Raw genomic sequence first — 23,186 nt, forward strand, 5'->3', positions numbered from 1 at the left:
CGAAACCCGGGGCTTATGTACATTACATAATGTTGTGTTTTATTTCGTTCCACTCTCTGTCCAGCATAGCCATCTCGATTAAATTCGCGTAGCGGTCACTGAAACGGGCCGCTTCAAGATGCTCGCCTTCCCGGCGGAATCCGAGAGCTTCATAAGCACGAATCGCGGAGGTATTGAAATCAAAGACGCCGAGCGCCAGCCTGTGCAGCTCCAATGATTCAAAGCCGATGCGCATGGCTTCAGCCATCATCCGGCGTACAAAGCCCTTGCCCCGGTATTCCGGATCAAGTATGACCCTAGTAATTCGGGCCGAACCGTTATCCCGGTCAATGCGGGCCAAACTGAGATGCCCGATTATGGTATCCGTTGCCATATGCACGGCGCTATAGACCATCGCCTCAGACTCAGCGGGATGGTTGGTGCCGTCGAGATATTTTCTCAGCTCATCATCCTGAACCGGAAAATGGAGCGAAGGCCCCGCCCACTGCTTGAGGAAATCCGCCGAGACGCTCCAGCGTTTCAGATATTCGAAGTCCGCTGCATCAAAATACTGCAACCGAATAGCATCCTGATCGCCTGAAGTCTCTATTTCCTCGTACAGATTGACAAGCCTTCCCCCGCCTACATCATTGGTGCCCATATAGCGGAACCCCTGGCTTTGGTAATACCGGTTCAGCTTCACATTATCGGCGATTGTGTCGAGACGAAGCCCGCTGCGTCCGGATGCTTTGGCCGTATCGGCGGCGAATTTCAGCAGCTTGCCGCCCAGCCCCGCCCCGCGGAAAGGCATCGCCACTGCCAACCTGTGCAGATAGGCATAGGACTCGTCATTTCGCCGTCCCCAATACTGGGGGTCTCCAAACTGCAGGGTGAACATACCGGCAGCCACGCCGTCTTGCATAGCGATATAGACCTCACGCTCGTCAAAGTAATTCAGGATTTCCTCTTCCTTGAACTGCTCCGGTTTCCACTGTGTCAGGCCGTTATCGCGCATCCACTGCGCCGCTTCCCGCAGCAGCTTCAGGACCTCTCCGGCCATGCCGGAGTCTGCGCGAACCACGGTCAGTCTGCCCAGGGAAGTGTGGATATCTCCAGTAATCGGCAAACTCATGCCTTGCCCTCCTCCTGATCATGATTTTCCTCCGGCATGGGCAGGCTTTCCTGCCCTACCGTCTCCACTGCCGGAGACGGCTCCGCAAGCTGCAGGTGTACCGTAACCCGAGTGCCTTTGCCAAGCTCGCTGTTAATTTCCATCGTTCCGCCATGAAGCTCCACCAGCTGCTGTGAAATAGCTAGACCAAGACCGGTGCCGCCATTAAGCGAATCCACCTGGAAGAAGCGGTCCTTTACCCGGTTTAAGTGATCCTGGCTGATGCCGATCCCGCTGTCCTGAACCACAATTTCGGCCTCTTCATCGTCAGCACGGCACGCAGAAAGCATAATACTAGAGCCTTCATGCGAGAATTTTACCGCATTGTCCGTCAAATTCAGGAACACCTGCTTCAGCCGGTTGGCGTCGCCTCTGACATAAATGCCTTCTTCAGCTTCCAGTACAAGCCTAATGCTCTTTTTCTCGGCTTTGGCCCACAGATTTAGAATAATTTCCTGCAACAGCTCTTTTACACCTACGGTGCCGATGGAAAGCTTCATTTCATTCTGATGCAGCTTGGAGAAGTCGAGAATCTCCTCGACGAGTCCGATCAGCCGATCGCTCTCCTTGGAAATAATGCTCATGCCAAGCTTTGTTTCCTCCGGATCATAGCCGCCGGAGATCAGCGTTTCACTCCAGCCCTTGATGCTGGTCAGCGGCGTCCTAAGTTCATGCGAAATGGAAGAGATAAAATCATCCTTGATCTGGTTGCTCCGCACAATCTCCTCGGCCAAGTAATTCAGGGTAGAGGCAAGCTCCCCGATCTCGTAAAGATAATCTCCCTTGATGCGCACATTGAATTTGCCTCTGGCCATTTGCGCGGATACCGCCGTAATATTGTTCAGCGGCTTGATAATCGAGTTGGCCAATCCGAAGCTGAAGGCGGCGACGACCGCAAGGACGGCCATGCCAACGCCAACCGAGATAAGAGTGACGTTAAATAAATCAGCGTTCACTCCTTCTACAGAGGTCACATAGCGCAGCACATAAGCGTCGCGGCCGTGGATTTGCAGCACTTTGGAGACGGCCATAACGTTTTCGTTGGTTCCCGGCTGTCTGCCGACCCACCGTCCGATTCCGCCGCCGACCGCTTCCGGCACATCGCTCGTCGTAATCGTCCGGTCAGGCTGAAAGCCCGTCGAGCTTGTGATCATATCGCCTTTCAGCGTAAGCACTTGAAGCTCCGTGTCCTTTAGTTCGAAGCTGCGCAGCAGCTCCTGCAGGGAAATCGGGGAGTCCCTAATAGTGACCCGATAAAAATATTCCGCCTGGCTGATTTGTGTCGTAATCCGGGTATAGATGCTGTCATAGTAATACGTCCGAATTACGATCAGAAAGATGACTTCCACGAGGAGAAGCGCCAAAAAAACTACAAGAATGTAGTGTAAAACAATCTGTCTGCGCATCCCCTTCTTGATCATTGTCCTTGACCTTTCCACTTATAACCGTGCCCCCATACCGTCTGCAAATATTCGGGCTCCGATGGGTTGTTTTCGATTTTTTGACGCAGCCGGCGGATGTTGACGTCTACGATCTTCGGGTCGCCCATGTACTCCTTGCCCCACACATGATCGAGCAGAAGATCCCGGCTCAGCGGTGTATTCTCTTTTTCAAGGAAAAACTGCACCAGCGAAAATTCGGTCGGCGTAAGTTCAATAGGGTCCCCGCTGCGCTTGAATTGCTTGGAGATGAGATCGAGTGTAAACGGCCCGGAGTGAAAAGACACCTTCGCGGACTGCTCCCGGTGCACATTCACTCTCCGCAGAAGCGACTGAATGCGGGCGATCAGCTCTGTTGGGCTAAAAGGCTTGCTGACATGATCATCGGCGCCCACGGACAGCGCATATACCTTATCCTGCTCCTGCACCTTGGCCGTCAGAAAAATGATGCCGATCCGTTCATTCGTCTCGCGGATTCGTCTGCACACTTCGAAACCGTCAATGCCCGGCACCATCACGTCAAGCAGCGCGATATCAATATCGGGTACCGCATTCAGCTTGGCGAGAGCTTCATTGCCGTCGCCCGCTTCCAGCACTTCAAACCCGTTGCGTTTCAAGTTGATGACAATAAAACTGCGGATGGATTCTTCATCCTCAAGTATAAGCACCTTACTCAATTGATTCCCTTCCTCTCTGCGGGAAGCGTAGTGTTCCCTTTCTTTATTCCGTCTGCATTCTGCTCTAGCTTACCCCGATATCCGATGATTGTGTCCGCATCCTGGCCCCAAAGCTCCCAGCCGTCGCCTTTTACCCGATTCCACTCCTCCGTGGAGAAAAAGGAAATTTCGGCAACCGTCTCGCCAGTGTCAGACATGATGAATTTGAGATATCGGTTTTGCACGGATTTCGTGTCAACCGTAACCTTGCCATGCCATGCCGGAGGAAAATTCAGTGTAAACCGGTCCGATGGATCACGATACTGCTGCAGCGCGAAGACCAGCCCTTCCTTTCCATCCCATTTATAGTAAGAGTAGAACCAGGGGACTGCATCTGCCTCAAAATTCTCCCAGCCGGACGGTCTTTCCATCAGGCCGATTTCGATGATGCCGTCTCCGTCGATGTCCCCGCTTGAAATCCGGCGGTCCTTAAATGTACTGTCGTCTCCAGAAAGAACGACGCGGAAACGGTCATTCTCCATAACGACCATATAGCTGTAGGCGGAATGCGAGTTGACGGCAGCGTCAAGAACGATGCCCTCTTTGCCTTTCGCCACCTTACCGACTGCAACGTTGTAGTAGTTATTAATGTAAGGATCGAGATTTTCCAACCGGTCAAGCTCCTTGAACCCGCCGTTGTACTGATAGGTCGTCAACGTGGAGGACTCGTTCCGCTTGAGCGAAACAACCGTTATGTCGTCCATCCCGTCTCCGTTCAAATCGTCAATTACATATTTGGTGTAGGGGAGCGTCAACATCTCTTCCAGTGAAGTACCCGAATACCTGTAGACGACCAGACCTTTCTGCAGCCCTTCGTCTCCCCGTGAATAGCCGGCAATAATCTCCGGTATGCCGTCACCCGTCAAGTCCCTGATTTCGACCGACTCAAGCACGGTGCCCGCGCCGTCGAAGGTCAGCTTCTTGACCCAGGAGTCGCCCTGCTTCTCCAGAATCAGACCGTGAATCTCCACCGTCTCGCCCGGCGTTTCATAGAAGACCAGTGTTTCCGGAACTCCGTCCCCGTTGAGATCCTCTGTGCGGATGGAGCTGTCGTCGTCGTTGTTCGGACGAATCAGCTTCAGTGTGCTTATAGCGGCCATCAGCGTCGCCTTATCCTCTGAGAGCCTTGGCGACTTCATCCTGGATACGGGGTCGCTGATAAAGCTGCACCCCGATAGCAGCGAGAGTGCCAAGATCCCGGCGCCAATCTGCCGTAAAGCCGGAATGGCGAAGGTGCGGCGCAAGTCCGAAACACCGGCGGAGGAACACCGCGAACGGGAACGAGGGCGCCGCAGACTTTGTATTATCAACTGGATCACTCTCATTTCATTGATCAGAATTCTGTCTATAACAATCCGGCACGCTCCTGTGAGGTAAGACGGCGGCCGGTAACATCATGCTTGATAATTCCGTTGTCCAGCACCCAAAGGCGCGTAGCGTAGCGCTCGGCAAGCTCAAGCGGCATGACGGCGATAACCGTAAGGCCGTTCTCCTTGCACAGTTCCCGCAACGTCTCCATAATGTTCTGCGCCGATTTCGGGTCAAGCCCCGTCACCGGCTCATCGGCCAGAATGACCTTGGCTCCGTGGACGAGCGCCCGGGCGATGGCAACGCGCTGGCGCTCGCCGCCGCTGAGCTGGCCTGTCTGCATCTTGGCCTTGTCCAGCAGGCCGATCCGCTCCAGTTCATCCATCGCTCCCATGTAATCGTCGGAGCGGACCATTCCCGACAACCTCCGCCATAGAGGGGTCTGGGCTGATTGGCCAATCAGCACGTTCTTTAAAGCGGTGCGGGTCGGATTCAGCTGGGCGTTCTGCTCCAGGAATGCCCATTCGCGGCGGATTTTCGTCCTCCCGCCAAGGCCGCCCTTAAGAATATCGGTGCCGTCCACCCGGAAATTTCCTTTATCCCACTTGTCGCGCAGCGCCAAGCACCGCAGCAGCGTCGTTTTGCCGCTCCCGCTTGCGCCGAGCAGTCCGATCAGTTCTCCGGATTCCATTCGAAAGCCTATGTCTCTTAGTACCGGAGTCTGTTCCGGTCCGAGCGTCTTGGCTAAATGCTCCACGATAATCATGAATCAGTCTCTCCTGTCCGCCAGTTCTACTTCATATATAGTGTACTTGAAAAGCAAGAACAAATTCCATGCGATCACTCGTTCCCTTATCTTAACTCAAAAATCGCATTTTGGCGAGAATAATCACCCCGGGAAGACGAACAGGATATAAAGGAATCCCAATAATCCGGCGGCGCCCGGCATTCTCTTGGCAGCAAGCATCAAAGCAAAGAAACCGATATGCCGATATATTGTACAGCTTCATTAATGCCGTTCAGCAAAGAAACGCTGCAAATGTACGGATGATATGTTCCTAATATTTCTAGTATAATAAGAAACAACATTATAGTGGACAACCCCAAACCAAACAAGAGATAATCAGAAGTGAGTGATTTTCTGGGAGGACTGCATGTTTCATGGACTATGAATTGAAAATTGACGTGTCGCCCGTATATGAACTGGTGGACAGTTTCATGCTATATGTAACGCGAAAATGGATTTCCAATCTGGATATCGGACCCGAGTGGGTGCGCGACATCGACGGGCGGATTCCCCCTCAAAAAGTGTCAGCGCTGCTGCAGGCCGCCGAATGGCCGTTCGAGGACTACGACGTTCTTTACTGCTGGGCTTACACCCACGGACCGTCTGCCAAAGTGCAGCTTTTCCTTGAAGATATGGAGTCCGCTACCGTGGAGGAGTGGTTTGAACTCGCGGCCCCCTACGTTCCCGGGTTCACGCTTGAAGAGTGCCGCCGAATCAAAGATGGCTACGGACCGCTGCTGCGGCTCTGGCATGAGCAGTACTTCCGGCATGTTGAGCCCAAGATGCTTCCTCTGCTTATAGAAGATGCTTCCGAGAAAAAGCTGCTGCAGAGCAAGATGGAACCCGGAGCGCTGATCGAGTATGCCTCGGGCGGAATTGTGATCGAGGATATCCCCGAGCTGGAGACGATCGTGCTTCTGCCGACGGTGCATCACCGGCCGATCAACACGTACTGTTTTTATAAAAAGCTAATGCTTGTACAGTATCCCGTTGACGTCCCGGTAGACAATGAAGATGAGCCGCCCACCCTGCTCCTGCGGATGACCAAAGCGTTGTCTGATCCGGTGCGGCTTCGCCTGCTCCGCTATCTCGCCAACGAGCCGAAGTCGCTATGGGAAATGCAATCCGACCTCGGCCAGTCGGGCGATATTCTGATGCATCATCTGATGATGCTGCGGGTGGCCGGACTTCTGCGCGTCCATCTGCGGGAGGAGCAGAACGAACGGTTCAGCATCCGTCTCGACGGCGCGTCGGAACTTCAGATGTTCCTTGAATCGTATATTCGAGTATAATACTTTTACAATCATACAGAACTGGCTTGAATCGGGCTTTTTTAGGCCTGGGAACCGTTTAAGCCGAACAAAGGAGTGAGAGACATGAAATATTTGACTCAACAGGTAATCTTCGACCTGGACGATACTTTGGTCCACTGCAACAAATATTTTGACCTCATTCTGGGGCAGTATTTCGAGATGATGAGTGACTGGTTCGGGGATGAAGGGGTTACAATCGAAGAGCTCCGCCGCAAGCAGGTGGAGATTGACGTCGAGACGGTCAATATGAAAGGACTCGCAAGTGATAACTTTCCGAAGTCGCTGATCGCCACCTACCGCTATTTTTGCGCAAAATATAACCGGCCGGCCGATCGTTTCCAGGAAGAACAGCTGATGAAGCTCGGTCTCAGCGTATACGACCAGGAGATCGAAGCCTATCCCGGCATGGTTGAAACACTCGACAACCTGAAGCATGACGGCCATCAATTGCACTTGTATACGGGAGGAGACCATTCGGTACAACGGCGCAAGATCGAACAGATGAAGCTGGACCTCTACTTTGAAGACCGCATTTATATCCGTCAGCATAAAAATGTGGAATCGCTGGAAACAATTTTGCGCAGCCGTCCCTTTAACCGGAAACGTACCTGGATGATTGGCAATTCTCTTCGCACCGATGTGCTCCCGGCGATTACCGCCGGTGTCAAGAGCGTCTATCTGAAGCAGCAGAACGAATGGCTGTACAATATGATCGAGCTGCAGCATGAGATGCAGCAGTCGCTAATTACGATTTCTTCCATCCATGAAGTGGTGCCTGTCATCCGCGGAGCCGCTGTACGCCGGAACACAAGCCACGGCTGATCGCCCGCATGGACTAAGCTGTTACAAATAGCATATAAAACCCTACGTCGAAATGATTATACTATTTTAGTAAATTTCAGCATTCGGCGGGAGGATATGCATGCAGAACAGCCAGAATAAGAAGAAAAAGTCAGGGAACCTTTATGCGCTGCCCATGGTGCTGGCAGGACTGGTCGTTATCCTTGCGGTCGCGCTCGGACTCGTTCTGACCAGAGGAAAAGCAGGAGAAGCTGCGGATTTGAGCAATCTGCCCAACTACACGGATGTGAAAGGGACGATCGTGGTTAACGGTCTCAAATACGAGAAGCAGCCCCGGCTCGGAAATCCGGACGCCAAGGTTAAGGTGATTGAGTTTGCCGATTTTAAATGTCCCGCCTGCAAGAAGTGGACGCAAACCTACATGGAGCGGTTCATCAAGGATTATGTGGATTCCGGCAAGGTCGAATACTACTTCATGAACTTTGCCTTTATCGACCGCGACTCCTATCTGGCCGCCAGCGCCGGCGAAGCGATCTATCATCAGAGCAACGAGAAGTTCTGGGAATATGTGACCAAGCTGTACGATCATCAGGGGGACGAGAGCAAGATTTGGGCAACCGAGAAGTTCATCCTGAAATTCGTGAAGGACAATATTGGCGGCATCGATTACGCCCAGTTCGAGAAAGATCTCAAGAACCAGACCTATATGCTGGATGTAAAAGAGGACTTCAAAATCGCCGGCTCCTACGGCGTGAACGGCACTCCCAAGTTTATGGTGAACGGTGCGCTTCTGAAGGATTCCTCCTATGACAGTTTGAAGGCCGCCATCGATAAGCAGCTGGCGGAGAACAGCAACTAACCGCAAGTAAAAACGGCAGGCAGCGTGTGAACACCATACGCTGCCTGCCGTTTGTTTATACGATTTCCACTGTCAGTTCGCCCGTCTCCGGGCTTCTGAGCACCAGCTTGCCTTCCACTGCCGAACCGTCCGACAGCACCAGCTTCAGCTTGGCGGTGCGGCCTTTTTCGATCAGCGCCTTAATCTGGATGTCGGTAAGCTGTCTGCCGTAGCTTTCCTTCCAGATGACAAAACCGCAGCCTTCCTTGTAATGAGAGCAGCCATACCCCTTGCGTCCCATAAAGATTTGGCCTCCGCAGCCGGGACGCGGGCAGGCTCCGATGAACTTGGGCGCGGCAGGCCGGGCAGCAGCCGCTTCCTTGGCATCGGAACCGGACTTCGCGCTCCGCCGTCCTGGAGAAGCGTTGTCGCGCGGGGTATCGCCGCCCGTCTTCGTGCCGCGTGGCGCCGGAGAAGCGGCAGCTGTTGCGGCGGACCGGCCAGCAGCCCCGCCTTTGTCGAGTCCGCCAGCCTCGCCTCCCGCTTTCCCGGAAGCGTCGCTCTGCCGATTGCCGCCACCGGAGCCGTCCCTCCCGCCGCCTGAACGCCGGGTGCCGCTCTTTCCTTTCCCTCTTGTGCCGGAAGATGGGTCGGCGATTTCAAAGGACATTTTGTCCGCCCGGGATTGCGCCCGCACCTTATCCACGATCATCGCCGCGAACTTTTTTACATTCTCCATAAATTGCAGATCCGACGCCGCTCCGCGCGAGATTTCATTCAGGCGGCGCTCCCATTGGCCCGTCATTTCCGGAGAAGTCAGCAGCTCGACGCCTGCCCCGCGGATCAATTCAATCGCCGTCCGTCCCTTTTGCGTAATCCCAATCTTTTTTCCCTGCATCTCAATGTAGCCGACCTTTTTCAGCCGCTCGATCGTGGCCGCTCTCGTTGCCGGGGTTCCCAGCCCCGAATCCTTCATGGCGTCGCGCAGCTCCCCGTCCTCGATCTGCTTGCCCGCGCTTTCCATGGCTTTTAACAAAGTGCCTTCCGTAAAAGCCTTCGGCGGTTGGGTTTCCTTCTCCTTTACGATAGCGTCACTACAATGCACACCTTCGCTGGGAACAACGGAGAACGGCTCGCTGACCTCCGTCTCTTCTTCCTCTTCTTCTTCCTTGCCCTTTGCTTTGCTTCCCTTCGGCTTGTCCTTCTTCTGATCGCTGTAAATGACCTTCCAGCCGAGGCTCAGAAGCTCTTTGACCGTCGTCTTGAATTTTTCCGCTTCCACTTCAGTGATGACAGTGTGCATCTTGTATTCGGCTGCGGGATAGAACTGCGAGAGAAAGCGCCGGACAATAAGATCGTACAGCTTCTGCTCGTCGGGACCGAGCCCCGCCGCTTTGCGCCCCGTCGGCAGAATGGCATGGTGATCCTCAACCTTCGCCGGATTGCAGACAAACTTATTGCCTTTGTGCACGAGGCTCCGGTTCGCACCTTGGACCCATTCATCGTAAGCCGTTCCCGTAAGCGAGGACAGCGTCTTGTGCATCTCGGGGATATTCTGCTCGGTGACGTAGTTGGAATTCGTCCGTGGATACGAAATCACCTTATGCTTCTCGTACAGCGCTTGGGCGGTGTCGAGCGTTTTTTTGGCCGAAAAACCGAATTTGCCGTTCGCTTCACGCTGCAATAGCGTCAGATCATATAGTCTGTTCGGATATTCTTTCGTATCCTTGACCTCGTATGAGGCAATGCGCCCCGGCTTTCCTTTGACCTTGGCCGCGAGCGCCTCCGCTTTGTCCTTTTCGGTCAGGCGGTCGCCCTGCCACAAGCCCTTGTAAGACGTATCTCCCTGAGAAAAGTGGCCCTCCACCTGATAAAATTTCAGCGACGAAAAAGCTTCGATCGTCTTCTGCCGTTCATAAATCAGGGCAAGAACCGGCGTCTGCACCCGGCCAACCGATAGAAGCACATTATGCCTTGTGGTGAAGGCCCGCGAGCCGTTCATTCCGATCAGCCAGTCGGCTTCGCTGCGGGCTTTGGCTGCTTTGGTCAAGTTGTCATACTCCGCCCCGTCCTTCAGCTCCTGGAAGCCTTTGCGGATCGTCTCGGGTGTAAGGTCGGAAATCCACAGCCGCTTGACCGGCTGCTTCAGCTTCAAATGCCGCTGGATCAGTGAAAAAATATGCTGCCCCTCCCGCCCGGCGTCGCAGGAGTTAATCAGCAAGCTGCTGCGCTTCGCCAGTTCCCCGATCACTTTAAGCTGATCAATGGTCTTCCGGTTCGGCACGAGCTTGAACTGCTCGGGAATGATCGGCAGGTCGCCAATATTCCACCGCTTATATTTCGGATCGTATGCCTCGGGCTCCGCCAGTTCGATCAGATGCCCGATGGCCCAGGTAATAATATACTGCTCCCCTTCGAGGTAGGAACGGTGATTTTTGGCTTTCGGGTCAATTGCGGCGGCGATGTTCCGTCCCATATCCGGTTTTTCCGCAATGATCAGTGTCTTCAAAAACAATCGCTCCCCGTCTATCAATCTCTGCTGTATAAACTGAACTTAAGATTTTCCCATTTGGGTATAGTTCGTAACTACGGAATGTTTGGACTTTCGGCCGCTGTTGTCTCCAGATTTCTTGATGCATATCGCTCTTCGCGGTTGAAATCCGGAGACAAAGGCGAACGCTATCGCTCCTACAGTTCCAAACCTCCCTTCGTTACTTCTTACCCTGAGGATATTTTTCAAGTTCATTTTATATAGTAAAAAGGTCCAGTAGTCTATTATACATCAAATCCGATTGTTTTTAACGCAACTTTTGCAGCCCTATTTTTGTTGATGAAAATTTTACAATTGCCCTTGCAACACCGGATACCTAAACATATACATGAAAAAACGGAAGAAAGCGTGATGCAATTGTCCCTGTACAAAGTAAAAGGAAAGATGATTAAGCACCAGATCCTGCTAAACCAACCGGAAATTCGTCCCTATTTGCCCGAAACCCATTGGTTCTCGGCAGACAGAGCCGTGCAAATGTTGAAGAAGTACCCGACCATCTTTATCAAACCCAACGGCGGCAGCGGCGGGGCAGGTATTATCCGTGTCCGGAAAACCGTTAACGGGTATGAAACGGCTCACGACCGAAGCCGCCAAAGGCTCGGCTCCCCTTCATTGCACAGGACTCTCCGCTCTTACGAGCGGTCGCCGAAACAATACATTGTGCAGAGGGGCCTTGACCTCGCCTCCTATAAGGGCAAGTTGTTCGATCTCCGCATCTATCTGCAGAAGCCGGCAGGCCAGTGGATGGTTTCCGGCACTGTGGCTAGGGTCGCTGCTCCGCACCGCTTTGTGACAAATCACACAAGAGGAGGTCATGCCGCATCGCTTCCCAGGGTTCTTTTGCCCATCTACGGAAACAATCGAAGTAAAGTGCGCCATAGCATGAATACGATCAAGAAGCTTTCTCTTATCATAGCCAAGACGCTGAATAAGTCGTTCTCGGACCTTCGCGAATTGGGGATTGATTTTGGAATCGACAAAAAAGGCCGAATCTGGTTTATCGAAGCCAACTCCCGACCTGCCCACCATTTATTTACCCAGCTCCCCGACAAGACCATGCTGCGGCGGATTCGCAGAAACAAACGCCTGATTTTTGTCGAATAAGAAGAACGTTTCCCTAGCAAGTCCTCTTATATCGTCTTCATCAGGTCTAAAGAAAGGAAGCGTGCAATGAACAAATCCACCCGATTGAAGCAGTTGATCAATTCACCAAAAACGGAGTACTTAATGGAAGCCCATAACGGTTTGTCGGCAAAGATTGTGGAAGAAGCCGGCTTTCAAGGAATCTGGGCGAGCGGCCTCACCATCTCAGCGGCCATGGGTGTCCGTGACAACAACGAAGCTTCCTGGACGCAGGTGCTGGATGTGCTGGAATTTATGAGCGACGCGACGTCCATTCCCATCCTGCTCGATGGAGACACAGGCTACGGAAACTTCAATAATGCCCGGCGTCTTGTTAAAAAATTGGAGCAGCGCCAGATCGCGGGCGTATGCATCGAAGATAAGCTGTTTCCGAAAACGAACTCTTTTATCAACAGCGAGACTCAGCCGCTTGCAGACATCGACGAGTTTTGCGGCAAGATCAAAGCCATGAAGGATACGCAGCAGGATGAGGATTTTACGGTGGTCGCGAGAGTGGAAGCCTTCATCGCCGGCTGGGGTCTGAAGGAAGCCCTGAAACGGGCCGAAGCATACCGGCAAGCAGGCGCCGACGCCATCCTGATGCACAGCAAAAAGGCGGATATCTCGGAGATCGAGGCTTTCATGAAAGCCTGGAACGGCAGACATCCGGTGGTCGTGGTGCCCACTAAGTATTATGCCACGCCAACGGAACGCTTTCAGGAGCTTGGGATCAGCACCGTCATCTGGGCCAACCACAACTTGCGCGCCTCGGTTGAGGCCATGCAGGGAATCACGCATAAGATCTTCCGCGAAGAAAGCATCATGGATGTGGAAAACCGCGTAGCAGGCGTTAACGAGATTTTCCGGCTGCAGCGAGCCGATGAGCTTCAGGCGGCCGAAGGCAAATACCTCCCTTCCCCGGGCAAGCCGGAGGGTGATCGGCCATGATCCCTACCGGACAATTCGGAGCGGAATTGCACCGGCTTGGATTTCACTTTTATACCGGGGTGCCGTGTTCCTACTTGAAGAATTTGATCAACTATGCCATCAACGACTGCGAATATATCGGGGCGGCCAATGAGGGAGACGCGGTGGCCATTGCGGCCGGCGCTTACCTGGGCGGGAAAAAGCCCGTTGTCCTCATGCAAAACTCGGGGCTCGGCAACGCCGTTTCGCCTTTGACGTCCCTCCTGTACCCGTTTCGCATCCCCCTCCTCGGTTTTGTCAGCCTGCGGGGCGAACCCGGCGTTCCCGACGAACCCCAGCATGAGCTGATGGGACAGATTACGCCGCAGATGCTGGAGCTGATGCAGGTGGAATGGCAATACCTGTCTTCAGAGATGGCTGAAGCCAAGCAACAACTGCTGCAAGCTGTTCGGGTCACGGAACAGAACCGGCCTTTTTTCTTTGTCGTTCGCAAGGGAACGTTTGAACCGGAAGAGCTGCGCAGCCAGACTCCGCTCCTGGCGGCGAATCAAACCGTTCGAGTCAAGCACAAGAGAGACCAGCTTCCCACCCGGTACGAAGCGCTGTCTCTCCTCCATGCCCAAAGAGACAGCCATACTGTCTATCTTGCCACAACCGGCAAGACGGGCAGAGAGCTGTACGATATCGCGGACCATGCCGGCAATTTTTACATGGTAGGCTCCATGGGATGCATCAGTTCGTTCGGGCTCGGGTTGGCCTTGACCCAAACCAAGAAAGACATTGTCGCCATCGACGGAGACGGCTCCTTGCTCATGCGCATGGGCGCTCTGTCAACAATCGGCTGCTACGGTCCTTCCAATTTGCTGCACATTCTGCTGGACAACAACGCTCATGATTCAACCGGAGGTCAGAAAACCGTTTCGCATAATCTTGATTTCGTGAAAATCGCAGCCGCCAGCGGCTATGCCCACTCCATTTATGTCCACCAGTTGAGCGAGCTGGAGGCCGTTTTGAGCGAATGGAAGGAAGCGAAAAAGCTGACCTTCCTCCATATGAGAATCGCCGCCGGCTCCAAGGAGCCGCTCGGCCGGCCCCACATCCGGCCCTTTGAAGTGAAAGAGCGGTTAGTGGAATTTCTAGGAAAATAGCGAAAAAAAGGAGGGTCATGTTATGGGGACCGTAAAAAGAACGATTTTGCTCAACCCCGGTCCTGCAACGACGACAGACACCGTGAAATATGCCCAGATCGTACCGGATATTTGTCCCCGTGAGCAAGAATTTGGAAGATTGATGGAAGACATTTCTGTGGAGTTGACCCGCCTGGTTGCCGATGACGCCCGTTACGCCACCGTTCTGTTTGGCGGTTCGGGAACTGCCGCGGTGGAATCGATCCTGTCTTCCGTCGCCTCGGACGATGCGGTGGTCATCATCAATAACGGCGCTTACGGCAGGCGGATGTGCGAGATCTCGGCTGCTTACGGATTGAATTACCTGGAATTCAAAAGCTCTCCCGAGCAAGCGGTCGATGTGCCTGCGCTTGAAGCTGCGATCCGCAATTCCCGGCAGCCCGTATCTCACGTCGCCGTCGTTCACAATGAAACGACAACCGGCCTGTTAACCGACATCGAGGCGATAGGAAAGCTATGCGCGAAATACCGGCTGGACCTGATCGTGGACGCGATGAGTTCCTTCGGAGCCATCCCCATCCAAATGGAATCGATGAATATCCGTTATTTGGCGGCCAGCTCCAACAAAAATCTTCAGGGTATGCCGGGAATCTCTTTTGTCGTGGCGGATAAAAGCAAGCTGGAATCCCTGAAATCCGCGAAGCCGCGGAACTATTACCTGAATTTGCCTGCGCAATACGAGCATTTTGTGAAAACCCGGCAAATGCGATTTACCCCGCCGGTGCAAACCCTGTACGCCCTCAAACAGGCCATCGAAGAATTGAAGGGGGAAGGTTTGGCCGAAAGGTACGCAAGGTACGCAAAATCCTGGGAAACGCTGATTCATGGCATGTCCCTGCGGGGACTGAAACATCTGGTTGCGGAAAAGGATCATTCCCGAACCGTGACTTCCTTCCTTGAGCCGGACTGCGAAGGCTTTGATTTTCAAGCGATGCATGATTTTTTTTACGCCCGGGGCTTTACCATCTATCCCGGCAAAATCGAGGATTTACGCACTTTTCGCATCGCGAATATCGGAGACATCAGCTTCAAGGATATCGAAGCCTTTTTGACGCTGCTGGATGAGTACCTGTTAAGCATCGGTTATTCTATGCGAAAGGCAGTTGACTAATCATGCCATTACCGAACAGCAAGAACAAGTTTCTGAAATACCGGTTTATGAATAGCTCCCCGTATTTACGGCCTTATATGCCGGAGACGAGATGGATGACGGCTTTATCGTTTCAGCAGATGTTAACCAAATACAAGAAAGTGATTGTGAAACCCGTAGGCGGCAGCCGGGGACAGGGGGTCTTCCAGGTTTCGGCGCTTGGAAACCATCTGTACGAAGTACACATCGAGAACAGAAAATACAAAGTGCGAGGAAAGCGGCAAGCTTTTGCATTGATAAAAAGGCAGGTCGGAGCCCGCGGCTATATGGTTCAACGCTGCATCTCCCGAGCGGACATCAACGGGCGTCCATTTGATATGCGGGTTATCGTTCAGCGCAAAACAAATTCCCCGGATTGGGTCGTTACCGCGAAAGTGGCAAAAGTGGCAGGCAGCGGTTATATCGTCTCCAATATCGAGCGAAGCAAGGGGACGATTCTGCCGGTCGGAACCGCCCTCCGGCATTCTTCCTTGAAAGGGCACTCCCCACACCTCCTGCAAAAGAATCTGGACCGGGTTGCCCTGCGGTCTACCTTCAAGTTAAAGGAATTATTCCCGGAGCATCGGATATACGGCTTTGATCTGGCGCTGGATCGCCATGGCCGCGTCTGGATCATTGAAGGGAACCTCTTCCCGTCAAGGTCCCATTTCCGGAAGCTGGAGGATAAAACGATGCTTCGCCGGATCAATGCGTATAAATTGGGATAGAGAGATTGAAAAAGCCGCCGTTTGGATCGCGAATCGTGACCAAAGGCGGCTTGAATTTTGAGCAGTTCAGAATGTCTAAACCAAGCACCCAGATTGGAGTTACGATAATTTTTTAGTCTGCGAAAGTTGAGGTTTTAACATGTTCCGTGATTCGTAAAACGGCCTCTTCGAACCCGAGTGTCTCTTTAACTCCGCTTACACGGTTCTCATACTCCACTCTCTCAATCGCCGCCTCCCTGCCGATGACCACAACCTGCGGCGTGCCGATCAGGCCGGAGTCTTTAAATTTAACGCCTGGGCGCTCATCCCGGTCATCCAGCAGCACCTCAAGACCAAGCTTTTTCAGCGTGCCATACAGCTTCTCCGCCAGCGCGGCCTGCGCTTCGTCCTTGATCGAGACGATAATGACCTGCACCTCAAAAGGCGCCAGCGCATCAGGCCAGGCAATTCCCCCTTCTCCGGCGTTCTGCTCGGCAACCGCCGCCAGCAGCCGGGATATGCCTACACCGTAGCAGCCCATGATCATGCTCCGTTCCCTGCCGGAAGCATCCAGAAACGCGGCCGAAAGCTTATCGCTGTACCGGGTTCCCAGCTTGAACACATGACCGATTTCGATTCCCCGGTGCAGCGTCAAATGCCCTTCACGGCAGCGCGGACACTGGTCCCCCTCTGCGGCATTGCGAAAATCGCCGATATGAGCAAGCGGAAAATCGCGGCCGGGCCGGACTCCCCGGAGATGATAGTCCCGTTCCCCGGCGCCAGTGGTGCCCTCCGTCATTGCCGCAACGGCATAATCGGCAAGCACCGGCAGCTTAAGTCCGGCCGGGCCGACATAACCGCTGATCACGCCCGCCGCCGCAGCTACCGTACTGTCATCCGCAAGCGCGATGTCCTCCGCTCCCAAATATTTGCCCAACTTGATTTCATTGACCTCATGATCCCCCCGCACAAGCACCGCAACGATATCGCCGCCCGCCTTGTAAATCAGCGTCTTGATGATTTGCTCCGGCTTCAAGCCGAATGCCGCTGTAAGCTGGTCAATGGTGCGGATGTCCGGCGTATGAAATTTTTCCAGCGGTGGTATGTCATCATTAGCAGCCCCGTCTTGATCCGCCTGTGGCGTGTCCAAACCGATCTCTTTAGCGCCGGAACCGATACTTTCTCCGTTCCGGGCAGCCGTCTCAGCCTGTTCCAAATTTGCCGCGTAATCGCAATGCCCGCAGACGGCGACCGTGTCCTCGCCAATTGAAGAAAGGGCAATAAACTCGTGACTGCCGCCGTCTCCGCCGATCGTTCCCGCATCCGCCTCCACCGCCCGAAAGCGAAGCCCGCAGCGGGCGAAGATCCGGTTGTACGCCCCGAACATAGTCCGGTAGGACAAGTCCAGCCCCTCCTCGGAGATGTCGAAAGAGTAGGCGTCCTTCATAATGAATTCGCGCCCCCGCAGAAGCCCGAAGCGCGGCCGCTTCTCGTCGCGGAATTTGGTTCCGATCTGGTAGACCTTCACCGGCAGCTTCCGGTAGGAACTCACTTCGTTCTTCATCAGGGAAGTGACGGCCTCTTCATGCGTCGGTCCAAGAATAAATTCCCGTCCGTGACGGTCGTTTACCGTCATCAGATTGTTGCCGTACGTTCCGTAGCGCCCCGATTCCATCCACAGCTCCGCCGGCTGCATCGAGGGCAGCATCACCTCCTGGACGCCGGCGCGTTCCATTTCCTCCCGGACAATCCCCTCAATTTTGCACAGAACGCGGCGGCCCAGGGGAAGATAGCTGTAAATGCCGGCGGCAAGCTGCCGGATGTAGCCACCGCGCAGCAGCAGCCCGTGTCCTTCCGTGTCCGCTTCCGAAGGCCGCTCCCGTAAAGTGTTGAGTAATAACTGACTTTGTCGCATCCTTAATTCCCCCTTGAAAAAAATAAAGACACATCCGTCAGGGACGAATGTGTCGTGATACCACCCTAATTCAATCGCTGCGCCGGTATGGCGAACGATCCTCAAAGCGGATAACGGCCGCAGACCGGCAGCGTTTCACGCCTAATGCGCTCAATCTGGATTCGGCAGGTACTGCCGTCTATCCGCATGAGAACTTTTTGGCCTATGTTCCATACCCCGCAGGGATGAATCCATATGGTCTCGGGGGCGCTTCTTCGCTGCAGCTACCGGGCGGGGGGCAGGCTGACGTTTCGGGGAACCTCTCAGCCGGTGAGTTCCCTTTCTGTACCAACGGGGGTAATGCAACTGCCTTCCTCGGTCATTGCTGCTGAATGATCAATTGTAATTTCAATTAACTTACATAATTTCGGCAGCTTAGTCAAGAGGCAAGCTTACGGTAGAATGCTCGAGCCCATCAAATATTGATCCACCTCGCGGGCGGCAGCGCGCCCTTCGTTGATCGCCCACACAACCAGGCTTTGTCCGCGGCGCATGTCTCCGGCGGCAAATACTTTTTCAACATTGGTGTTAAATTTACCGTAGGCCGCTTTTACGTTCGTGCGACGGTCGGTATCCAGCTGCAGCTCCTGAATCAATCCCTGCTCCGGTCCGTCGAAACCGATGGCAATCAGCGCCAGCTGCGCCGGATAGACCGCTTCGGTACCGGGGATTGGCTGATAAATTTTACGGCCTGTCTCATCAACCGTCCGGTGAATGTTCACCGTATGCAGTTCTTTAAGGTTGCCGTTCTCGTCGCCGACGAATTTCGTCGTCATAATCGAGAATTCACGCGGGTCATCGCCGAATACCGCCTTCGCTTCCTGCTGGGCGTAGTCCAGCGTATATACATTCGGGAACTGCGGCCAAGGGTTCGCAATCGGATCGCGCTCGAGCGGCGCCTTGTCATGCGTACCGAACTGAGTAATGCTCTTGCAGCCGTGACGGAGCGCCGTAGCTACACAGTCGGAGCCGGTATCGCCGCCGCCAAGCACGATAACATCTTTGCCTTCCGCAGACAGGAAGTTGCCGTCCGTAAGCCCCGAATTCAGGTAGCTCTTGATCGTGCCGTTCAAGTAATCCATAGCGTACATCACGCCGTTCAGATCACTGCCTTCCGCAGTGAACTTACGCGCCTGGGTCGCACCGCCGCACAGTACGACAGCATCGTACTCGTCAACAAGCTGCTGTGCCGGAATGTCCTTGCCGATCTCCGTGTTCACGACAAAAGTGACGCCTTCAGCTGCCAGCAGGTCAACCCGCCGCTGCACGACACGCTTATCGAGCTTCATCGTCGGGATGCCGTAGGTCAGGAGTCCGCCGACCCGGTCGCTGCGCTCGTAGACGGTAACCAAATGGCCCGCTTTGTTAAGCTGCGCCGCCGCCGCGAGCCCGGCAGGTCCGGAGCCGACAATCGCGACTTTTTTGCCCGTGCGCTTCTCCGGAGGCTCCGGAACGACCCAGCCCTCTTCAAAACCTTTATCGATAATGGCCAGCTCGATCGTCTTGATCGTGACCGGCTGTCCGATCAGGCCGACCGTACAAGAGCCCTCGCATGGAGCCGGACAGATGCTGCCGGTAAATTCAGGGAAATTGTTGGTCTTGTGCAGACGCTCCAGTGCTTCCTTCCACAATCCTCGGTATACAAGGTTGTTCCATTCGGGTATAAGATTATGCACCGGACAGCCCGAAGTGCCTCCGGCCATGTCGATTCCGGTATGGCAGTACGGCGTTCCGCAGTCCATGCAGCGTGCCCCCTGCGTCTTAAGCTCATCTTCGGACAGATGGTCGTGGAACTCTTCCCAGTCCTTAACCCGCTGTTCGGGATCGCGGTCGCCCGGAAGCTGTCTTTTATATTCCATAAATCCAGTTGGTGTAGACATATTTTCGATTCCCCCATCCGTTCTATTCTTGTTGGTTGCAGTACACTTGAACATATTGCGGCATTCAGGTGGGATTCACTTTAGCGCACAGAGGTTCTTGTACAATAATTAATGGGCCTAAAACTTCTAATTTTAATTATATTAGCATCCTTAACTTTCGCACGTTAATGGACTAATTTGCTGATTGTTTGTACTTTTTTCACATGTTATGTCAGATAAGCAGGCTGCTAAGCCTCCGAGTGAAGAGATTAGGACCGCCGATTATTCCGAACGTTCGTACACGACAAACCGGTAATCATACGGATTCTTCTCATCACGGATTCCCTGCGTATGGGATACTTCCCGCCACTTGCTCCAGTCCGTTTCAGGAAAAAACGTGTCTCCTTCAAAAGACTCGTCAATCCGGGTAACGATCAGCTTGTCGGCAAAAGGCAGCGTCATCCGGTATACTTCCGCTCCGCCGATCACCATCAGCTCATCCTGCCCGCGGCCAAGCTCAAGCGCCTCTTCCAAGCTGTGAACCGTTTCCGCCCCTTCGGGAGCGAAGCTTTCGTCCCGGGTCAGGATAACGCTTGTTCTTCCCGGAAGCGCTTTTCCTCCCAAGGAATCCCAGGTTTTTCGGCCCATCAGCATCGTCTTGCCCATCGTCTGCGCCTTGAAGAACGCAAAATCCCGGGGAAGGTGCCATGGCATGGCGCCATCTTTTCCTATGACTCCATCCTCGCCCATAGCCCAAATTAAGCTAATGCTCATCTTTATGCTTCCCTCCTCGCATGCAGTAATGAGAACTGATCGTGGTATGTCTGCTATACGGCGATAGGCGCTTTGATGCCCGGATGGTAGCGGTATCCTTCAAACTCAAAATCCTCGAAAGTATAGTCGAAGATGCTATCCGGTTTTCGGCGGATAACAAGCTTGGGCAGCTCGTAAGGCTCCCTCGACAGCTGAGTCGCCACCTGCTCCAGATGATTTGTATAAATGTGCACATCCCCGCCGGACCAAATAAACTCTCCCGGCTCTAGCCCTGTCTGCTGGGCAACCATATGCGTCAGCAAAGCGTAGCTGGCAATATTGAACGGCAGTCCGAGAAATGTATCCACCGACCGCATCGTCAGCATGCAGGACAGCTTGCCGTCCGCTACATAAAACTGAAAGACGAAGTGGCAGGGCGGCAGCTTCATTTGGTCAATCTCGCCCACATTCCAGGCGCTTACGATATGCCTGCGTGAATCCGGGTTGTTCTTGATCGATTCGATCACGCTTGAAATCTGGTCGATCTGGCGTCCATCCGCGCTTTCCCATGCACGCCACTGTGAGCCGTATACCGGTCCCAGTTCTCCGTTCTCATCCGCCCATTCGTCCCATATGGTAACGCCATTTTCTTTCAAATAAGCGATATTCGTTTCGCCTTTCAGAAACCAAAGAAGCTCGTGCACCACCGATTTCAGATGAATCCGTTTGGTTGTCATCAGCGGAAATCCTTCCGATAGATCGAACCGCAACTGACGGCCGAATACGGATATCGTCCCCGTTCCCGTACGGTCGCTCTTGCGGGTGCCATGATCCAATACATCCTGCAGCAGATCTAAATATTTACGCAAGCCTTCAACGCTCCTCCATTCATATTCTCTTCTAATTCTACCATGACTTACGTCCCCATGTAACATACCAAACTATAGAAAAGGACATCATCCGCCGTGTATAAGCGGCAACAGCTTCTCCATTCTTCCAGAGCGGCGACCGTTTCACGCAGAAATAGAAAGCAGACAGCAGGCGCTATTCAGAAAAAACGCCTGACGTCGTCTTTTTAAGACGCGGGTACGTTTCTCGTAAAAATATAAGACCAAACGATAGGTGCGCAGCTTATAAAGTCTTATATTTCTAGAAAAAAGGACGAAAACGCTTATGCGTCTTCGCCCTGTTCTGCAAGCTTGCTTATGCAAGCTTTCTCGTTCGTATAATTAGCGGGTCAGCACGTGAATCGGGTGTCCTTCGACCAGTTCCGCCGCTTCCATTACGACTTCGCCCAGTGTCGGGTGGCCGTGAATGGTCAGCGAGATATCTTCAAGCGTAGCGCCCATTTCGATAGCCAGACCAAGCTCGGCGATCAGGTTGGAAGCTTCGATGCCGACGATTTGCGCGCCCAGCACGATGTTGTTCTCTTCGTTGGCGACAATCTTGATGAAGCCGTCCGGATTGTTCAGGGACAGGGCGCGGCCGTTGCCCGCAAACGGGAATTTGCCGGATTTGACTTTGAAGCCTTTGTCCTTCGCTTCTTTCTCCGTCAGGCCGACGCTGGAGCATTCCGGATCGGTGAACACGACGGCCGGAATCACTTTGTAGTCGACAGCGGATTTATGTCCCGCAATCGCTTCAGCGGCAATTTTGCCCTCGTAGGAAGCTTTGTGGGCCAGTGCAAGTCCAGGAACGACATCGCCGATGGCGAAGATGTTCGGAATGTTGGTGCGGCCCTGATGGTCAACCTTGATCAGCCCGCGCTCATCCAGCTCGACGCCGATCAGGTCAAGTCCCAGCTCTCCATCCGTGTTCGGACGGCGGCCTACGGTTACGAGCAGGTATTCAGCCGTTACTTCCTTGGACTCGCCGCCAACGGAGTATTTCACGGTAACGTCCTTGTCAGTCTGCACCGCGCTTTCCGCTTTGGCATTCGTCACGATCTCAATGCCGGTCTTCGCCATGCTCTTGGCTACAAGACGGGTCATGTCTTTATCGAAGCCAGGCAGTACGGTATCCATACCTTCGATAATCGTAACTTTGGTGCCGAACTTGGAGTACATTTGACCGAGCTCCGCGCCGATGTAGCCGCCGCCGATGACGATCAGGCTCTTCGGAATTTCCGGCAGCTCCAGCGCCTCGGTGGAGGACAGAATGCGTCCGCCGAACGGGAAAGGCTTAAGCTCGATCGGACGGGAGCCGGTCGCGATAATGCAGTTCTTGAAGCGGTAGCGCGGGGATTCATGGTCGTTGAATACGCGCGCTTCCGTTGTGCTGATGAACATGCATTCACCGTTGAAGATTTCAACCTTGTTGCCCTTCAGCAGACTGGCGACGCCGCCGGTCAGCTTCTTGACGACGCTGGTCTTAAACTCCTGCGTCTTGGTGAAATCCACCTTCACGTTCTCGGCGCTAATGCCGAACGCTTCGCCGTGCTTGGCGGATTCATACTGGTGAGCCGCCGAAATCAGTGCTTTGGACGGGATACACCCACGATTCAGACATACGCCGCCGACTTCGGATTTATCCACGATGAGAACTTTTTGTCCAAGCTGGGCAGCCCGGATGGCTGCCACATATCCGCCCGGACCTGCACCAATAACCAATGTATCAATATCGAGTGAAGCGTCTCCCACTACCAT

General features: G+C 53.7%; 19 protein-coding genes. 8 read left to right on the forward strand and 11 right to left on the reverse strand.

What is annotated here, in order from left to right:
- Positions 1-22: 22 nt before the first annotated feature.
- Genes VK70_RS26480 through VK70_RS11065 form a run of 5 tightly spaced genes read right to left on the reverse strand, consistent with a single transcriptional unit; the run spans position 23 to position 5,379 of the window.
- The gene (locus VK70_RS26480; protein WP_051504976.1) at positions 23-1,111 is read right to left on the reverse strand and encodes a GNAT family N-acetyltransferase; all 1,089 of its coding nucleotides are present in this window, start codon (positions 1,109-1,111) and stop codon (positions 23-25) included.
- Positions 1,108-2,571, reverse strand: coding sequence for a sensor histidine kinase (locus VK70_RS11050; protein WP_025694267.1), 1,464 nt, complete (start codon positions 2,569-2,571; stop codon positions 1,108-1,110). Before VK70_RS11050 ends, VK70_RS26480 begins: the two co-directional genes overlap by 4 nt.
- A complete protein-coding gene (locus tag VK70_RS11055) occupies positions 2,568-3,266 on the reverse strand; it encodes a response regulator transcription factor (RefSeq protein ID WP_025694266.1) in 699 nt (232 codons plus the stop codon). Before VK70_RS11055 ends, VK70_RS11050 begins: the two co-directional genes overlap by 4 nt.
- Positions 3,263-4,615 carry a hypothetical protein gene (locus tag VK70_RS11060; protein WP_179945328.1) on the reverse strand — a complete coding sequence of 451 codons (1,353 nt, stop codon included), beginning with the start codon at positions 4,613-4,615 and terminating at the stop codon, positions 3,263-3,265. Before VK70_RS11060 ends, VK70_RS11055 begins: the two co-directional genes overlap by 4 nt.
- Before the next feature lie 35 nt (positions 4,616-4,650).
- Positions 4,651-5,379 carry a phosphonate ABC transporter ATP-binding protein gene (locus VK70_RS11065; protein ID WP_025694264.1) on the reverse strand — a complete coding sequence of 243 codons (729 nt, stop codon included), beginning with the start codon at positions 5,377-5,379 and terminating at the stop codon, positions 4,651-4,653.
- Between the two features lie 395 nt (positions 5,380-5,774).
- On the opposite strand from VK70_RS11065, the gene VK70_RS11070 reads away from it, so the two are divergent.
- From VK70_RS11070 to VK70_RS11080, 3 genes are all read left to right on the forward strand, one after another.
- Positions 5,775-6,692, forward strand: coding sequence for an ArsR/SmtB family transcription factor (locus tag VK70_RS11070; protein WP_025694263.1), 918 nt, complete (start codon positions 5,775-5,777; stop codon positions 6,690-6,692).
- An 84-nt stretch (positions 6,693-6,776) separates the two neighbouring features.
- Positions 6,777-7,535, forward strand: coding sequence for an HAD family hydrolase (locus tag VK70_RS11075; RefSeq protein ID WP_025694262.1), 759 nt, complete (start codon positions 6,777-6,779; stop codon positions 7,533-7,535).
- 100 nt (positions 7,536-7,635) lie between these two features.
- Complete coding sequence (locus VK70_RS11080) at positions 7,636-8,373, forward strand: DsbA family protein (protein WP_025694261.1); 738 nt, start codon at positions 7,636-7,638, stop codon at positions 8,371-8,373.
- A 55-nt stretch (positions 8,374-8,428) separates the two neighbouring features.
- Here VK70_RS11080 and VK70_RS11085 read toward each other — a convergent pair whose 3' ends face one another.
- Positions 8,429-10,861 carry a type IA DNA topoisomerase gene (locus tag VK70_RS11085; protein WP_046723272.1) on the reverse strand — a complete coding sequence of 811 codons (2,433 nt, stop codon included), beginning with the start codon at positions 10,859-10,861 and terminating at the stop codon, positions 8,429-8,431.
- A gap of 393 nt (positions 10,862-11,254) precedes the next feature.
- On the opposite strand from VK70_RS11085, the gene VK70_RS11090 reads away from it, so the two are divergent.
- The 5 genes from VK70_RS11090 (at position 11,255) to VK70_RS11110 (ending at position 15,996) form a co-directional block, all read left to right on the forward strand.
- Positions 11,255-12,007 (forward strand): YheC/YheD family protein, encoded by a 753-nt coding sequence (locus VK70_RS11090; RefSeq protein WP_036642681.1) that lies wholly within the window; start codon positions 11,255-11,257, stop codon positions 12,005-12,007.
- Between the two features lie 66 nt (positions 12,008-12,073).
- Positions 12,074-12,973 (forward strand): phosphoenolpyruvate mutase, encoded by a 900-nt coding sequence (gene aepX / locus VK70_RS11095; RefSeq protein WP_025699537.1) that lies wholly within the window; start codon positions 12,074-12,076, stop codon positions 12,971-12,973.
- Positions 12,970-14,100 carry a phosphonopyruvate decarboxylase gene (gene aepY, locus VK70_RS11100; RefSeq protein WP_025699536.1) on the forward strand — a complete coding sequence of 377 codons (1,131 nt, stop codon included), beginning with the start codon at positions 12,970-12,972 and terminating at the stop codon, positions 14,098-14,100. The genes aepX and aepY overlap by 4 nt, the downstream gene beginning before the upstream one ends.
- A gap of 22 nt (positions 14,101-14,122) precedes the next feature.
- Positions 14,123-15,250 carry a 2-aminoethylphosphonate aminotransferase gene (locus VK70_RS11105; RefSeq protein WP_025699534.1) on the forward strand — a complete coding sequence of 376 codons (1,128 nt, stop codon included), beginning with the start codon at positions 14,123-14,125 and terminating at the stop codon, positions 15,248-15,250.
- Positions 15,251-15,252: 2 nt separating this feature from the next.
- Positions 15,253-15,996, forward strand: a complete 744-nt coding sequence (locus VK70_RS11110) for a YheC/YheD family protein (protein WP_025699532.1) — start codon at positions 15,253-15,255, stop codon at positions 15,994-15,996.
- A 112-nt stretch (positions 15,997-16,108) separates the two neighbouring features.
- Here VK70_RS11110 and VK70_RS11115 read toward each other — a convergent pair whose 3' ends face one another.
- The 5 genes from VK70_RS11115 to lpdA all read right to left on the reverse strand — a co-directional run bounded on the left by VK70_RS11115 (position 16,109) and on the right by lpdA (position 23,186).
- Entirely contained in the window at positions 16,109-17,890 is a 1,782-nt protein-coding gene (locus VK70_RS11115) for a proline--tRNA ligase (protein ID WP_046723275.1), read from the reverse strand.
- A 431-nt stretch (positions 17,891-18,321) separates the two neighbouring features.
- Positions 18,322-19,809 (reverse strand): glutamate synthase subunit beta, encoded by a 1,488-nt coding sequence (locus VK70_RS11120; RefSeq protein WP_025700809.1) that lies wholly within the window; start codon positions 19,807-19,809, stop codon positions 18,322-18,324.
- A gap of 261 nt (positions 19,810-20,070) precedes the next feature.
- Positions 20,071-20,562, reverse strand: coding sequence for a dihydrofolate reductase (locus VK70_RS11125; RefSeq protein ID WP_025700807.1), 492 nt, complete (start codon positions 20,560-20,562; stop codon positions 20,071-20,073).
- A gap of 53 nt (positions 20,563-20,615) precedes the next feature.
- A complete protein-coding gene (gene thyA, locus VK70_RS11130; protein ID WP_025700806.1) occupies positions 20,616-21,410 on the reverse strand; it encodes a thymidylate synthase in 795 nt (264 codons plus the stop codon).
- A 360-nt stretch (positions 21,411-21,770) separates the two neighbouring features.
- On the reverse strand, positions 21,771-23,186 hold the full coding sequence (lpdA, locus tag VK70_RS11135; protein ID WP_025700804.1) for a dihydrolipoyl dehydrogenase: 1,416 nt from the start codon (positions 23,184-23,186) through the stop codon (positions 21,771-21,773).

Source organism: Paenibacillus durus ATCC 35681 (assembly GCF_000993825.1).
Classification (GTDB): Bacteria; Bacillota; Bacilli; order Paenibacillales; family Paenibacillaceae; genus Paenibacillus_AQ; species Paenibacillus_AQ durus_B.